General features: G+C 40.0%; 16 protein-coding genes and 1 riboswitch. Of the genes, 3 read left to right on the forward strand and 13 right to left on the reverse strand.

The features are described 5' to 3' along the window. Nucleotides 1-47 precede the first annotated feature (47 nt). The 5 genes from AC58QC_RS15895 to AC58QC_RS15915 all read right to left on the reverse strand — a co-directional run bounded on the left by AC58QC_RS15895 (nt 48) and on the right by AC58QC_RS15915 (nt 2,117). The gene (locus AC58QC_RS15895) at nt 48-524 is read right to left on the reverse strand and encodes an alpha/beta hydrolase family protein (RefSeq protein WP_497416166.1); all 477 of its coding nucleotides are present in this window, start codon (nt 522-524) and stop codon (nt 48-50) included. Between the two features lie 16 nt (nt 525-540). Further along, nucleotides 541-711 (reverse strand): hypothetical protein, encoded by a 171-nt coding sequence (locus tag AC58QC_RS15900; protein WP_497416093.1) that lies wholly within the window; start codon nt 709-711, stop codon nt 541-543. An 18-nt stretch (nt 712-729) separates the two neighbouring features. Next, complete coding sequence (locus AC58QC_RS15905; RefSeq protein WP_497416094.1) at nt 730-1,047, reverse strand: YolD-like family protein; 318 nt, start codon at nt 1,045-1,047, stop codon at nt 730-732. Nucleotides 1,048-1,310: 263 nt separating this feature from the next. Continuing rightward, a complete protein-coding gene (locus tag AC58QC_RS15910; RefSeq protein WP_497416095.1) occupies nt 1,311-1,694 on the reverse strand; it encodes a histidine phosphatase family protein in 384 nt (127 codons plus the stop codon). Nucleotides 1,695-1,733: 39 nt separating this feature from the next. Further along, on the reverse strand, nt 1,734-2,117 hold the full coding sequence (locus tag AC58QC_RS15915; RefSeq protein ID WP_497416167.1) for a VOC family protein: 384 nt from the start codon (nt 2,115-2,117) through the stop codon (nt 1,734-1,736). A 748-nt stretch (nt 2,118-2,865) separates the two neighbouring features. Continuing rightward, a riboswitch (cyclic di-GMP riboswitch) is annotated at nt 2,866-2,954 on the forward strand. Nucleotides 2,955-3,056: 102 nt separating this feature from the next. On the opposite strand from AC58QC_RS15915, the gene AC58QC_RS15920 reads away from it, so the two are divergent. Next, a complete protein-coding gene (locus tag AC58QC_RS15920; protein WP_497416096.1) occupies nt 3,057-3,419 on the forward strand; it encodes a response regulator in 363 nt (120 codons plus the stop codon). 137 nt (nt 3,420-3,556) lie between these two features. Here the strand turns inward: AC58QC_RS15920 and AC58QC_RS15925 are convergent, their stop codons facing one another. Continuing rightward, nucleotides 3,557-3,913, reverse strand: coding sequence for an SET domain-containing protein (locus tag AC58QC_RS15925; protein ID WP_497416097.1), 357 nt, complete (start codon nt 3,911-3,913; stop codon nt 3,557-3,559). Between the two features lie 28 nt (nt 3,914-3,941). After that, nucleotides 3,942-5,027: a CotH kinase family protein gene (locus AC58QC_RS15930; protein ID WP_497416098.1), complete on the reverse strand. Its 1,086-nt coding sequence runs from the start codon at nt 5,025-5,027 to the stop codon at nt 3,942-3,944. A gap of 148 nt (nt 5,028-5,175) precedes the next feature. On the opposite strand from AC58QC_RS15930, the gene AC58QC_RS15935 reads away from it, so the two are divergent. Next, nucleotides 5,176-5,745, forward strand: a complete 570-nt coding sequence (locus tag AC58QC_RS15935; protein WP_497416099.1) for a hypothetical protein — start codon at nt 5,176-5,178, stop codon at nt 5,743-5,745. A gap of 157 nt (nt 5,746-5,902) precedes the next feature. Here the strand turns inward: AC58QC_RS15935 and ppsA are convergent, their stop codons facing one another. Continuing rightward, a complete protein-coding gene (ppsA, locus tag AC58QC_RS15940; RefSeq protein ID WP_497416100.1) occupies nt 5,903-8,518 on the reverse strand; it encodes a phosphoenolpyruvate synthase in 2,616 nt (871 codons plus the stop codon). 442 nt (nt 8,519-8,960) lie between these two features. Here ppsA and AC58QC_RS15945 point away from each other — a divergent pair, with 442 nt between their 5' ends. Beyond that, a complete protein-coding gene (locus tag AC58QC_RS15945) occupies nt 8,961-10,679 on the forward strand; it encodes an S-layer homology domain-containing protein (protein WP_497416101.1) in 1,719 nt (572 codons plus the stop codon). Between the two features lie 171 nt (nt 10,680-10,850). Here the strand turns inward: AC58QC_RS15945 and AC58QC_RS15950 are convergent, their stop codons facing one another. From AC58QC_RS15950 to AC58QC_RS15970, 5 genes are all read right to left on the reverse strand, one after another. Further along, nucleotides 10,851-11,318, reverse strand: coding sequence for a hypothetical protein (locus AC58QC_RS15950; protein ID WP_497416102.1), 468 nt, complete (start codon nt 11,316-11,318; stop codon nt 10,851-10,853). A gap of 255 nt (nt 11,319-11,573) precedes the next feature. Next, nucleotides 11,574-12,044, reverse strand: coding sequence for an acyl-CoA thioesterase (locus AC58QC_RS15955; protein ID WP_497416103.1), 471 nt, complete (start codon nt 12,042-12,044; stop codon nt 11,574-11,576). Between the two features lie 2 nt (nt 12,045-12,046). Continuing rightward, nucleotides 12,047-12,553, reverse strand: coding sequence for a GNAT family N-acetyltransferase (locus tag AC58QC_RS15960; protein WP_497416104.1), 507 nt, complete (start codon nt 12,551-12,553; stop codon nt 12,047-12,049). Nucleotides 12,554-12,830: 277 nt separating this feature from the next. Further along, complete coding sequence (locus AC58QC_RS15965) at nt 12,831-13,043, reverse strand: CDGSH iron-sulfur domain-containing protein (protein ID WP_497416105.1); 213 nt, start codon at nt 13,041-13,043, stop codon at nt 12,831-12,833. Between the two features lie 123 nt (nt 13,044-13,166). Next, nucleotides 13,167-13,745 (reverse strand): LURP-one-related family protein, encoded by a 579-nt coding sequence (locus AC58QC_RS15970; protein WP_497416106.1) that lies wholly within the window; start codon nt 13,743-13,745, stop codon nt 13,167-13,169. Nucleotides 13,746-13,799 lie beyond the last annotated feature (54 nt).

Consider the following 13,799-nt stretch of genomic DNA (forward strand, 5'->3'; position numbering starts at 1 on the left):
GATTTTAGATGAATTCGTTCCAATATTGATATGATTATAATTGGTTACTAAAAAAAACGAATGATTTCCCCCTTAATTTCTTCCAATTTGTTATTAAGGAGATGATCTGTTTCGGGGTATTCCACATACTTAAAGTTCTTGTTTAATTCGTTTAATTTTTGAACAAATTCCCTTACTTGCTGCACTGGGACATCCATGTCATTGGCTCCATGAATTATTAGGAGCGGAATATTTATTTCATCAACCCAATTAATAGGTGAGCGTTTTATGTATTCATCCTCGTTAATAATAGGGTCTCCAACTAAACGTTCAAGAATATCTTTCATAAATTCTCCACGGCTTTTATAAAGATCGTTCAAATTAGTAATACCACTTAAAATGACTGCCCCTTTAAGATCTAACTTTTTCTTAATTGCTAAGTATGTCATCAATCCACCTCTGGACTGTCCTATCATTACTTTCCTCGTTGTATCTATATAAGGTAATTGATCAGCAACTTTGATTAGATTGATTACATCATTAATATCATCACCGCCAAACCTATCTTGCCCCTTTAGGTTTTACAATAAAACCGACTACTTTGAGTCCATCGCTTTTGTAGAGAATTCGAAATGCCTCAGCATAACTTGAATGATTGCTTTGTATAAGTTCAACTTCCGCTTGATACAGAATTGAACCATTTTCATCGTTACATGATAACCCCATCCTCATTATCCAAATTCCCCCTAATCATTCTGTCCATTCTTTACTTAGCTCCGCTTTCAATACATCTTGAAATCTGATCCAATCCCAATCCTCTAACCCGCTGCACGGATCAACGGTGTCCAAACGAAATTCTCCATGCTTGCAGCGCGTCACTACACCCGAAACAGTACGTGACTGGTATTTGTCATAAATGGTGAGTTGTACAGTTCTTTTGTAAATTTGGGATTGGCTAAGTGTAGCAGAGATGAAATGAATTTCTTGCTCATCGAGTGCTTGTCGCTGAATGTATTGCTTTTCTTTCTGACCCCTGATTGCGGACTCTTTATGTTGAGGAAGCATCATCCGACTTGATTCCCATAGACCATTCAGTTCTAGTTTTTACTCATCTATAATGCCCCCCCAATTTTACCGGCCCTGTCCGTTGCCAAGTAAATATTTCCTCGGACTTTGTATTCTACATGAATACCGACTGCATTCGTGGTTGATTTTGTCTTTATCTATCTTCAGCTCCTCCATCTCTATAACACTCAAATTTCCCACCGCCATAACAAAACGTACGTTCGTATTAGTTATTATATACCGAACACGTATTCGCCATGCAAGTACTAAAAACAATAAAGATCCCCCAACTGCCATTCTGGCAAATGAGGGATTTGCAACCTAATTTTCAACAACGACCGCGAAGCAGATCTCTGTTCCTCTTTCGAAAGCTGAGTAGCTTGAGCTTCTATGTACTGAAATATAATACCGAATCTTTCCGCAGCGGTTCTACCCATTAAAATTGACTCCCCACCAGAAAGCTTATTTGGGAAATGTCTTTTTGCTTCTTTAAAATTTTCATTGTCGCGATAAGTTCCTTCATATACCCCATAGTTTTGCTCGACAAGTCTGTGATCGATTACAAGATCTTTACTAAGGGCTCTTGAAAGTATTTCAGCTGTTTTAACCGATTCATCTCCAGTGAGGGAGAATCGTCTACGGAACGCCACTCACATCACCACAAGTAGCTATCCTTCTTCGTTTTTTATTTATGAGTCATATGCAGCATCAAATTCAATAATATTGCAGTCCACATCAAGAATATATATTTGGGCAAACCCTGCAACACTTTGAGGTCTAGCTTCGTATGGAATGCCAGATTCTTCAAGCCATTGTATTGTGTTTTTGTAGCTTTTAACCCAAACAGCAAAATGACCATCAACAGAATCAATTCCACTTCTACGTAATGTTTCAGCTTCTGGATGTTCTAATAGATGAAGCTGCTGTTTCCCAATTGCATACCATATACCTTTGGATTTAAAAGGTGGACGTTCGATTTCTTGTAATTTAAGAACCTCTGAATAAAATCCCCTAGCTTTTTCTAAGTCTCTCACAGCTATACTTACATGATGTATACATTCAAATTCGATCATATGTTTAGCTCCTTTTTTTAAATAATCTCTCACCCAACCGCCCATCCCAATAATGCGGGGAACCATAACGTCACTCACCTGACATAACTCCAATGGTAATTTTTACTATATTAAATTCTTTTGTAGTTATATGCAACATTTTTTTTATTAGGTTTGAATCAAAAAAAAATTTCAAGAAAAAAGGGCGCTTTTCAGCGTCCCTTTAGCCTATAATTCGGAAATGCCGCTTGGCATACTGCCTGTGCGTTGAAGGCTACGAATCTGAGAAGTTGTTATCCGGAATCCAACTAGAATAAACGACGAGGTTACATTGTTAAAGTTGAAAGCTCGTAAGTCTGAAATGTTCTGGCTGCCACGGAAAATCCGAAAATTCCCTGTAAAGTTGCGCCCTGAAAACAGTACTAACGTAACTTGACTAGGAAAAAAAACATTTCTTAGCCGAAAACTGGAGATGATGTTGTTAAAACCGAATAATCCCAGATTTGAAACTGCCACGCCTCTTCTAAATGTTAGACTTCTTCCAGTAAAGTTAAAACCCGAGAAAAAAGTAACTCTAACATTTCGATTAAATATTAATCCCATCCCTATCACCCTCTTGATCACAAGATAGTAACAGTATATGAATTGGCTATTATATTGGCTTGGACTTATGTTATTAAAACGTTAATAATCGCTTCCTCTAAATATAGGACTTTATTACTAGTAATAGAGGTGTTATAATTTTTAGTAACATGATATTAGTTCTTCTGTACGATAAGGGCAAAACTAATGAAAATTAGTGACGCAAAGCTAAAGGGGCTAAGGCGAGATATTTCGCTACGCTTGCCAGTTACCGAACCCAGGGAGAGAGATACAATCCCCTTTGTTCTTTATAAGGGGATATTTTTATGTTCATAGATAATAACGGGAAATAAGCCCACACATTGGAGTGAAATTTAAATGGCAAGACTAATGATTGCAGATGATTCTATGTTTATGCGATTAATGATAAAGAACATCTTAACAGAATTAGGTCATGAAATTATTGCTGAAGCATCGAATGGACTTGAGGCAGTATCTATGTTTCTTCAACATTCCCCAGATCTTGTTACGTTGGATATTACAATGCCACAGATGGACGGTATTACTGCTTTAAAGGAAATTAAAAAATACGCAAGTGATTCAAAGATAATCATGGTATCAGCGATGGGGCAACAATCTTTTGTTATTGAGGCTATTTCCTTAGGTGCTAACGATTTTATTGTGAAGCCTTTTGATAAAGACAGGATAGCAGATGCAGTACAAAAGTTACTAACTTTATGAGGTCGACAAAAAGGATACTTTAGTTATACTGACATCTAACATACGGTTCACCGCGCTGTCTGTAACGGCAAAATTTAGGGCCATCCTTTGCGGGATGACCCTTTCTTGTAAGACTAAACTATCTGTTTCACTTTGTATTAATCGATAACCTTAAACCACAATGAAGATTGGTCCTTAGGGTCTCCATTGTAATTAATCAATATCTCTTCACCCGCTTTAATATCTTTATAGGCATAGAAGTCCATGGTTAAATTATTTTTATTCGATAAATATCTCCCATTTGGTGAAAAAGAGTGATTATATAAAACACCGTATCCTAGAACTATAGCTTTATCCTCTCCCCAACGGAAAACATAGTTTTTGAGAATGCTTTCCCTCATTTCTTCCCATTCGTCTTTGGAGACAACAATAATCGGAGCTGACTCAATTAAGTCACCTTTTTTAAAATTTTCGGTTGCAAAAACTCCTCTACCATATTTCCCTGTATTTTTCATTTCAATTTTTTTCAGCGTACTCCCTCCTTTATGCAAGATCCTTTAGATGCTTTCGAAGATAGCCGTTGCGTTTTTCAATGAAGCGTAGGATTAATTCCGGCTCACTATTAAATAGCGCAATGGATTCCTTTTTAAATGGATCCAAAGAAATATAGGGGTTTAATTGCTTATGGAGATTTGTCACCATAGGTTCTATAGCTTTAACCGTAAATTTCGTTTCTAAAACTTCTTCCATCATACGACGGTATTGCTGCCTTATTTCCATTACATCCAAAAGGCGTGCAGTGAGTGTATTATAGCCTTCAATTGGAACAGCAAAATATTCCATTATTTCACCATTCCAATTTCGTCCCCAAGTTGCATCATAATCCCAAGGGATCATCTGATATAATCCCGTCTCTTCATTTCGAAATAAAGAATAGTTATGAATAAACCCATCGTAGTTTTGGGTACAAACTGCTCCGCATAACCACAATAAATAATTGTTGATATCCATATCCTTTTTTATCGCTTCACCAAATTGGTCTCGGTTAATTGTATTTATTTTCATAATAAACCTTTCTAAATCTTGATTATCCTTCTCACTACCCATTTTTTGAAAATATCCAGATAGGAGTGAAGGTTTTGGATTTTGCTTCGGTGTTAATAAAGAAAAATTTGCATGGTAGATCGTGGCATAATAAATAGGACCTTGCGGTAGTTCTCTTTTTCGTAAAAAAAATTCATCCACTGATTCAAGTTCTAGATAAATCCCCTTTTTTTCCCCATTCAATTCTAAAAATACATGCTTACTATTTGGAGCAATACATCCAATGCTCTGGAAAAAATCAAAAGAAAGCTTGTTGCGTAATAAGGATGGATCTCGGTATTCCGCATTTAAGTGTATCTCACGCCCAGCAAATTCTTCTTTATATGACCTAAAGTCGATGCTATAGGATTTTTTTCGAAATTTACGGGTATGATCCCCCCGATATGAAATCCCAATCTCATAAGGAATGTTGTCTACAATTAATTTGGAAGGAACAGGGTCATCTTTCCATACATCGTTATTTAATACCTTAAGATCTTTCGGCTCAATTGTTATACGATAAGTAGGAATAGCAGTATGTTCCATTAAATCATTCCCTTGCTTTTTTTATATCATATGAGGAAGTAAGTGGTGTTGATAATAAATCTAGACTTAAGACTAGAACAAATAAAAAGCGCTTTACATAAAATACAGCACCTGGATTTTCAAGGAATTTTACGAATGGGGTGTCACTATGGGAGATACTCAAATATTAGACTTAATTAAACAAGCTCAAGATATCGGGCTGGATGAGTTCTTAGTTCGAAATCCTGTGTCAAACAAAGGAACTGGCGGTACTGGAGGTACTGGTAAAGGCAGTGGTGGTACTGGTAAAGGCAGTGGTGGTACTGGTAAAGGCACTGGCGGTACTGGTAAAGGCACTGGTGGTACCGGTAAAGGCACTGGCGGTACTGGTAAAGGCACTGGTAAAGGTAAAGGTAAAGGTACGGGTAAAGGCACAGGAAAAGGCACAGGAAAAGGCACAGGAAAAGGTACGGGAAAAGGCACAGGAAAAGGTACGGGTAAAGGCACTGGTGGCACTGGTAAAGGCACTGGTGGTACTGGTAAAGGCACTGGCGGAACCGGTAAAGGCACTGGCGGAACCGGTAAAGGCACTGGCGGAACCGGTAAAGGCACTGGCGGAACCGGTAAAGGCACTGGCGGAACCGGTAAAGGCACTGGCGGAACTGGTAAAGGCACTGGCGGAACTGGTAAAGGCACTGGCGGAACCGGTGGTACTGGTAAAGGTTCCGGCACAACCTAGATTAAGAATCTCTAACGGCAAGTTAAAAAGGCACCCAAAAATGGGTGCCTGCACATTTTGTGACTCTATTCTGTCCGCCTCCAAGGCGTCCCCAAATATCGAATAACCCACCGGGTCAAGCCCATACCAACCGGCACTTTCCAAGCGATCACCTACATTACAATATTTCAATATACCCTTCTGTTCCATGCACACGAATTCGTTGCCCATCTTTTATCAGTTTGGTAGCATTTTCCACACCGACAACTGCTGGCAAGCCATATTCACGTGCGATAACTGCTCCATGGGTCATCAGTCCACCAACTTCGGTGACTAGTCCTTTAATGGATACAAACAAAGGTGTCCAGCCAGGATCAGTAAAGGAGGTGACTAATATATCTCCATCTTCTAGATCGGCATCTTCCATACATAAGATGACACGTGCTCGACCCTCAATCACTCCAGAAGAAACAGGTAGACCTACAATAGCTTCGGTTGGGAGATTTTCTCTTTTGTACTCACCCGTAATGATTTCACCATCAGACGTAATAACACGTGGGGGAGTTAGTTTTTCATAGAATTTGTACTCGTCTTTTCGTTTGCTGATGATCTGATAATCCAGTTTATTTGTGCGTACGACTTCGTGAAGTTCTTCAAAAGTGAGATAGAATATATCTTCTTTTTCATGAATTATGCTACCTTGTACGAGTTGTTCCGCTTCTTTCAGTAAGGCCTGCTTATATACAAAGTAGCGATTAATCATACCGTATTTTGGATATTCACGATAACCGATGAAATTTCGGATTAGGCTGATCACTCGTTTTGTCTCATTGGCTTTTCGTTTACCATCCGGTAATTGTTTCAATCGTTCTAATAACTCTTGTTCTTTTTCTAAAGCTTCCAGCCGCCCTTTCTCAAATTTCCGTTTGCCAGCATTAGGCTCAAAGTTTTTGATGTTACCCAGAATCATCGGGACAAGTGTAATTGGTTTTTCACTCCATCGCATTTTAGTCATATCGATTTCTCCGGCACATCGCATTCCGTATTTATGGAGATAAGCATAGATAGCGTCTTGGGTTTCCTGTCCTCCATCAAATTTAATCAGTTCATCCAAAAAGTTATCGTCTTTTACATGTTGTAAATAATCAATTACTTCTGGATAAGGACGGATCACATCCGCGACATCCAATAGCGCCAGACCCATTTCCGAAGTTATATTGCCCAGTACAGATTGAGAAAGCGTATCGGCTACATTTTTTTCGCCTAACCACTCATTCATTTTGTCATTGATCCATGAAGAAGCATCCATAGCAGTCATAAACACAGCCGAACTTTGTGGGTCAAATAAAATTTTCTTTAATTGCTGGAGATCTTCTAGAATAAAATCAAACAAATCCGATCCCGATTTCGCTTGGATGTTTTGTTTTAGCTCTTCTATCGATGTTTGACTACGCTTAATCAAATCAGAAACGATTGTCGGATCATTTTCGATTCGTGCTTGAAAATCCCAAGACGATATTTCTTCATTGCTTTTAATGGAACTAGGTATTTGTTTATCATCAACAGGTGACGATTTTATAAAATCCTCTCTCGCTACGATGGTCATGAGTGCGCCTTTTATGAGCGGATCGGATCCCAGGGCATTTAATAAAGTTTCCCGGCCGACAGGTGTAGCCAGCCTAGGTGCAACATCAACAAACAACCTCCCACCGGCTTTACGCATAGGTGCAGGAGTAATTAACAGGTAAAAAGACAATCCCAATGGTTTTATGGGATCTGTCATCATTTGTTGATGCCCGACAGACAGATAGACGTGATTTTCTTGATCATTCGCTTCAGGGATGGGGTATAAAGTCGTGATTGGACGACTCTGGACAATATAAAATGTATCGTGGGCCAAACACCATTCGATATCTTGTGGGCTACCAAAATAAGCTTCGATCTGTCTTCCTATGCGCGCCAGTTCTAAAATTTGTTGTTCAGTAAGTGTTTGAGTCTTTTGATGATCAGGATCGATCTGCTGTGTCTCTGTTCCGCCTTCTTTTCGTCCATAGATAGCCAATTTTTTTGTTGCTATCCTCTTATTGACGATTTCCCCATCCTGTACTTGATAACTATCGGCAGATACCAAACCAGAGACCAGCGCTTCTCCAAGTCCAAAACTGGCATCGATGGATAGCAATTTTCGGTTGGAAGTAATTGGATCCGCGGTAAATAAAATTCCTGAAGCCTGTGGGAATACCATCCTTTGAACGATGACGGATAAATAAACTTGACTGTGGTCAAATCCATTTTGCATACGGTAGATTACCGCGCGATCCGTAAATAGGGAAGCCCAACATTTGCTGATATGCTGCAAGATGGCGTCGACGCCGATAATATTTAAATAGGTGTCTTGTTGACCAGCAAAAGAGGCATGTGGTAAGTCTTCAGCAGTCGCACTAGAACGCACTGCATAAGCATGTTCATCACCATACTGGGAGAGATAGTGAGTAACTGCTTTCACAACATCGGAAGGAATTTCTACTTCAGCAATCATTTGTCGAATCTTCCTGCTGATTTCACCAATTTGATCTCGATCTTCTACTTTTAGCATTGTAAGTCGATCCAACAAAGCATGATACGTTTCGTTTTGTTCGATGACTTTTTGATATCCCACAGTTGTAACACAAAATCCTTCTGGTACTTGTATGCCTTCAATTTTTGATAATTCCCCTAAATTTAACCCTTTTCCACCAACCAGCAAAAGCTGCGTTTTTTCCATTTCCTGAAAACCGAGAATCAAAGAACTCATTCAAAATCACTCCGATCCATTAAATTGAGAAAAACCATTTGACAAGAGTTTACCCGGCATGGTACAATTAAATTGTAAGATAGATTAACTATTTTCTATTTTTATACAAAGTCGTAGTCTGATTATATCATCGTGTCAGTTTATATGCAATATAAAAGAACCTGAGTAGGCTACTCAGGTTCTTTTTTGATTTTCCGCTATCATTGGTCACAACAAAATCATGGTTCGAGTCGAACTCCGTCACTGCATTATTGCCTCTTTTTAAATAACCCTCAACTTCTGAAAACATCCGCACAGGCTCGCGCACAGTCATATGCCGATGGAAATATAGATACAAAGAACCATTAAAAATAGTTCTTTAAATAATTAGAATAATGAAATACAGTTTTAGTATTGTATTGTTACATTTATTTACATACTAACCAATTGAGGATGGATTCTAATGAGTAAGAGAACAGCACACCGATTAACTTTAGGATTTGGACTATGCCTATTAATTTCGACTGGAATTAGCTCTGGCCATGCCAATGCCGAATTTACGGATACGGCAGGCCATTGGGCAGAGACAGCCATTACGTGGGGAGCAGAGAAAGCGTTAGTAAACGGTTACGCTGATATGACGTTCCAGCCCGATCGAACTATGACGGAAGCGGAGTTTGTGACTTTGTTTCTTCGAAGCTTCGGTGCGCAGGTGAACGTTGATCCCGGAGTAGATTGGTCCGCCCCCTACTACGAGACTGCACAGGATTACAACATGCCTGTTAGAGGAGCCATTCAGATTGAGGATCGGAACAAGCCCATCAGCAGGACAAAGGTAGCCGAGTTGGTGTCGGGTGCAGACGGCAAACATTATACAGGTCCGGAAGCCGTAAGGTATTTGCTTCAGAAGGGCTATGCTCAAGGTAAAATCAATACAGAATACTCAGGGATCACAGTGTATGGATATCGAGGGGAAGAGAATTTGACCCGGGCGGAAGCGTTAACTTTCGTCAAAGGACTTCAAGAAAAAGGTTGGACGACGGTGAAAGTACGACCAAGCACCCCTTCGGATCCATCGGAGCTAAACAGTCTCCCTGGCGAGAAATTGAAGGGATATCAGACCAGCAATGGACAATCCGGTCCCATCCTTTATTTTACATACGAGGTCGACAAAGGAAGTGTCGTGTTCACCAATAATAAAGTGGGTCCCGAGGATCCTTCCTATCGAGTCCGCCTTAAAGAGAAGTACAATCCGCATATGAATGAGCATGTCTATGCTATCGCGAACAGCTTGTATGATCCAGATCGAGAGAAACTAAGCTTGTCCTATAGTCGAAAGGGAAATGCTGCAGTCTTAATCACGTTTGGCACGTACGATATGAGTTTACAGTCAACGGGTCTCCCCTATTTCGACAAACCTTTCGAATATGAGGTTTTCGAGGAGCTCGATCACTCCCAGAATAAAGCGATGCAGTTGAACATTCACCGCTTTTGGGGCAACCAGCAGAAAACCGTGCAATTCGATGACTACTACATCAACAAGCTTCGAAGCTCCTTGATCAGCCTTCTAGGTGAGAATGAAGGAAGCCTGACCAGTAATACCTTAGTAGATGAGATGAAGATTCTCGTACGAGATCAAGCCCAGGTACAAGATTGGGAACTCAGAATGGGCGACCCCGAACTTGATTACAGTAGATCGAACCATCTCTCTCTTTCAACGTTAGACGTTTATATCCATACGTCGATAACAGGCATTCAAGTGTCCTTTTATGCAAAACCTGATCCCACAACAAAACCAACCCATTATGTTGTCGCCCCGGATGGACAAAATTTGCTGGAAGACGGAAAGCTCGCAACCTACAAAAATCTAGCATTGCAAGCGTACATGTCCATTGAAAGAAAGGGCCTTGTGATTGTACGACAACCAGATGACATTGTGGTCTCGGAGGAAACGATCTCAACACCGCATGGGCCAGCTTCAATGGTGGAAAGACAGTTTACATTTGCGGATGATCCCGATCGCAAGCAGCATACGGCTTATGTTGTCAGCCTGTTTCGGCCGGTGTCTGGCGAGCCAGACACCAGGATCCGATACACGCTGAGCTCGACGGTCATCGGGCAGAAGGAACTCGCCAAGCAGGACATGCTGGACTTGGTTCAAGGTTGGGTTATTCCTGAGTAATTGAACCATCTTTACTAGGAATATAATACATTAGGCTGAATGTGTTGAGTTTACTCTAGCGCAACGAGGTTGCTGATCCATGTTGGCAACCTCGTTGCCATTTATGTGAAAATCAACTTCCCCGTCTGTATATCTCTTGAACACAAGCTAATGATTTTTCTTTCCATAGTTCTACTTCTGGTACAGTTGTGGGACCGAACGGACTATCCTTACTTTTCTCAGGATACGAAACGTCTTTATGATGCGGGGCACATCTTGGTTAATCATTCGTTCAAGCAAGCGGAGTGGAACTTCATATTTTTTAATCTTTTCACCGTTGTCATTATAAAATTCGGAAGGTGGCTCTCCAGGAGTACTAAGGGCAAACACTAGACCATTTGATTCAGCCAGAAATATCAGATAGCTGCCTTGATAGAACTTCTCCCATTTCTTACGGGTCATCTGGAACACCGAAACATCAACAATATTGCCGTACATCTTGCCTTTATATCTAAACTTAAATACAACGGAGTAAACCGATCTGTCATACAAGTGTTTCTGTTTTCTGATAACATAATATGGTTTCCACCAGCGGGGGATATTCAGAATAAATCCGTATTTCTCGTCATGGTATATGAAAGACCGTGGTTTTTGCGGCATATCATACATTCCCTTCTTTGAAAAATTGATTATACACTTTATTCATGAAAAGAAAATATGACTCAGCTAAGGTCAATTCAGTCGAGAAACATAAAATTCCTTGCTACATTCTCCTCCCATAACGACAATTGTTCTCCGTAATTTTTATCTTTCTAAATGAAATTTATCATTTCCACCTCAATAATTGAGCTTTAACAATATTGAAAGACATGAAAAAGCAAATACTCAAATGCTTCTTATAAATTCGAGAAGGCATTAATTACTGAGATTTGTCCTTTCAAAGGCAATGATTTTTTCCCGGACAACGTTGGGTATGGGCATGCTTTTCCCGTTCTTTTTGTCGATATGAACCATGGCGCCTCGGCCTACTGCTTTTATTTGATTCATGGACGTCTCTACAATAGCGTATTCAAAATCCATGGAGGAGCGACCCAATTTTGCTATTCTTACATAGAGCTTTAGAGGATCCCTGATCAGAATTTGCCCTAAAAACTGACATTCCAAATCCGCAACAACCGCAACCGTCTCTTCGTTAAACAGATCATCCGCCAACTGGAGATGATCCAAATAATCAATACGTCCTTGTTCGAAATAAATAAAATAACTCACATTATTGAGATGGCCCGTCATATCCGTTTCATGGTATCGCACTTTTATGGGAATCAAGAAGTTGAACTTTCCAAGCCATCCCTGCAAGTCAGGCTGCACATAAGGTATTTCTCTCATTGTTAATCATCCTTTCTATTATTCAGCTTGGTGTGGTCAATAGCAAAAATTACTTGTTCGGCATTAAAGCGATTAACTCTCATTAATTCATAAAATCCAAGCCTCTTTAATAAGCCACATGAAGAAGTGTTTGCGGATTGCGCTTCAGCAAAGAGCTTATTAAATACTTTATCTTCAAAGGAATGGCACAACACTTGACTTATTGCCTCAAATGAATAACCGTTACCCCAATAACTTGATAGAAACATATATGAAATTTGAGTATATTCTCCATCATAGTGTGGTGTTAATAAAATACATCCTAAAAATGCACCTGAAACTATTTCTCTAACTGTCCAATATTGGCAATTTTGTTTTGGATTTATCCATTCTGTGATTCTCTCCTCGATTTGCTGTGTACTTCTTTGACCGCCCAAATAATCCCATACTTTAATATCATTATATAAGCTTTTCAGATCAATATAGTCAGCTTGATTGGTTATTTTAATGCTACAACGTTGTGTTTCCACTCAACATTCTCCTCGTAAATGATTAACTTGGGATAAAAATAGTTCATTAAATTATTCGTGTAATGCCCATACTTTTCCTTTTCCCATTTATATAGCAATAGCCCCCATTACATGTTAACTAATCTACCCATTACTTTAATGAAATCAAAAAAAGAGCTGATATAATTCAGCTCCTGTAATTTCTTTCTTCGTAAGGCAATCGCTTCAATTGGTAAATATTGGGCGTATACCTTTTTTACCCTTCATGCACGAACGAGTTGCCACTTGCCATGATTTACTACTTCTTTGCTCTCGGCGTGCTTTCGAAACCAATGGACTTGTGCCTGCCATCGCAGAACGGCTTGTTGTTCGATTCCCCACACCGGCACAAAGAGAACGATTCTTTGTGCTCGAACAGGTTGCCTTCTGCGTCCACCAACTCGACCGGCCCCGTCACCCGAAGTGATCCGTTATCGTTCACTTTAATTGTCACTTTGTTTTCTTCTGCCATTAGTTTGCCTCCTATGTTCGATTGTTAATATACAAGTATATTCAACGATCACCAGAAAAAGACGAGCCAACCGTTCAAATGGCAGATCGGCAGAGGAGCCACAGTGTTAAATATAGTATTAGGCTATCCCTGATTGCCCTCGACGGCGATCAGTAGCACCGCGGCGGCGAGTCCCAAGCGGCGATCAAGCTTGTTTTTGTGATCAGCGGAAAAATCGAGGTTTAGCTTTTGGACGAACGGGTTGAAATTTTGTTTGAACTCTGCGACCTTGGTCCCGTTCACCTCCACGTTATAATGCTGAGGAATCAAATTCGTCAGGAATCTTCGCAAAAGAGCAAGCAGTGCGTTATCTTCCTTAATCAATCCGATCTCAGAATCACTTGGGCTCAGAATCGCCCATTCATCCTTGAAGATCGACTTCATCCCTTTGCGTCGCAATGAACCTACCTTACACCCGGTTTCGACATCAACTACGTCGAAGATTGAGGAGAAATCAATGACGCTTCGCGCTTGAATGCTGATCAACTCTTTTTGCATTGTTTCATCCCCGTATATTCGGATGTCTTCCTTCAGCTTGAAGGCTTTCATCTTCGAGAACAAAATTGCCTTTTCATCCATGTCGAAAATATCAATTTTAGCGCCAACCAGAGAAAGGATCTGTTTTCTAACCACGAATTTTTGATGATTGAATTTTGGATTCAAGTCTTTGCCCCCCTGGATTCTAGACTCAACTGAGTCTCTATTCAATAGATCAAT

The sequence above is a fragment of the Paenibacillus sp. J22P51 genome (assembly GCF_059692215.1).

Coding starts and splice junctions, on each gene's coding strand:
- AC58QC_RS15955 (WP_497416103.1), bottom strand. CDS start 12,044: ATGAGAGAAATACCTTATGTGCAGCCTGACTTGCAGGGATGGCTTGGA.
- AC58QC_RS15920 (WP_497416096.1), top strand. CDS start 3,057: ATGGCAAGACTAATGATTGCAGATGATTCTATGTTTATGCGATTAATG.
- ppsA (WP_497416100.1), bottom strand. CDS start 8,518: ATGAGTTCTTTGATTCTCGGTTTTCAGGAAATGGAAAAAACGCAGCTT.
- AC58QC_RS15925 (WP_497416097.1), bottom strand. CDS start 3,913: ATGAAAAATACAGGGAAATATGGTAGAGGAGTTTTTGCAACCGAAAAT.
- AC58QC_RS15905 (WP_497416094.1), bottom strand. CDS start 1,047: ATGATGCTTCCTCAACATAAAGAGTCCGCAATCAGGGGTCAGAAAGAA.
- AC58QC_RS15900 (WP_497416093.1), bottom strand. CDS start 711: ATGAGGATGGGGTTATCATGTAACGATGAAAATGGTTCAATTCTGTAT.
- AC58QC_RS15930 (WP_497416098.1), bottom strand. CDS start 5,027: ATGGAACATACTGCTATTCCTACTTATCGTATAACAATTGAGCCGAAA.
- AC58QC_RS15945 (WP_497416101.1), top strand. CDS start 8,961: ATGAGTAAGAGAACAGCACACCGATTAACTTTAGGATTTGGACTATGC.
- AC58QC_RS15915 (WP_497416167.1), bottom strand. CDS start 2,117: ATGATCGAATTTGAATGTATACATCATGTAAGTATAGCTGTGAGAGAC.
- AC58QC_RS15965 (WP_497416105.1), bottom strand. CDS start 13,043: ATGGCAGAAGAAAACAAAGTGACAATTAAAGTGAACGATAACGGATCA.
- AC58QC_RS15950 (WP_497416102.1), bottom strand. CDS start 11,318: ATGCCGCAAAAACCACGGTCTTTCATATACCATGACGAGAAATACGGA.
- AC58QC_RS15935 (WP_497416099.1), top strand. CDS start 5,176: ATGGGAGATACTCAAATATTAGACTTAATTAAACAAGCTCAAGATATC.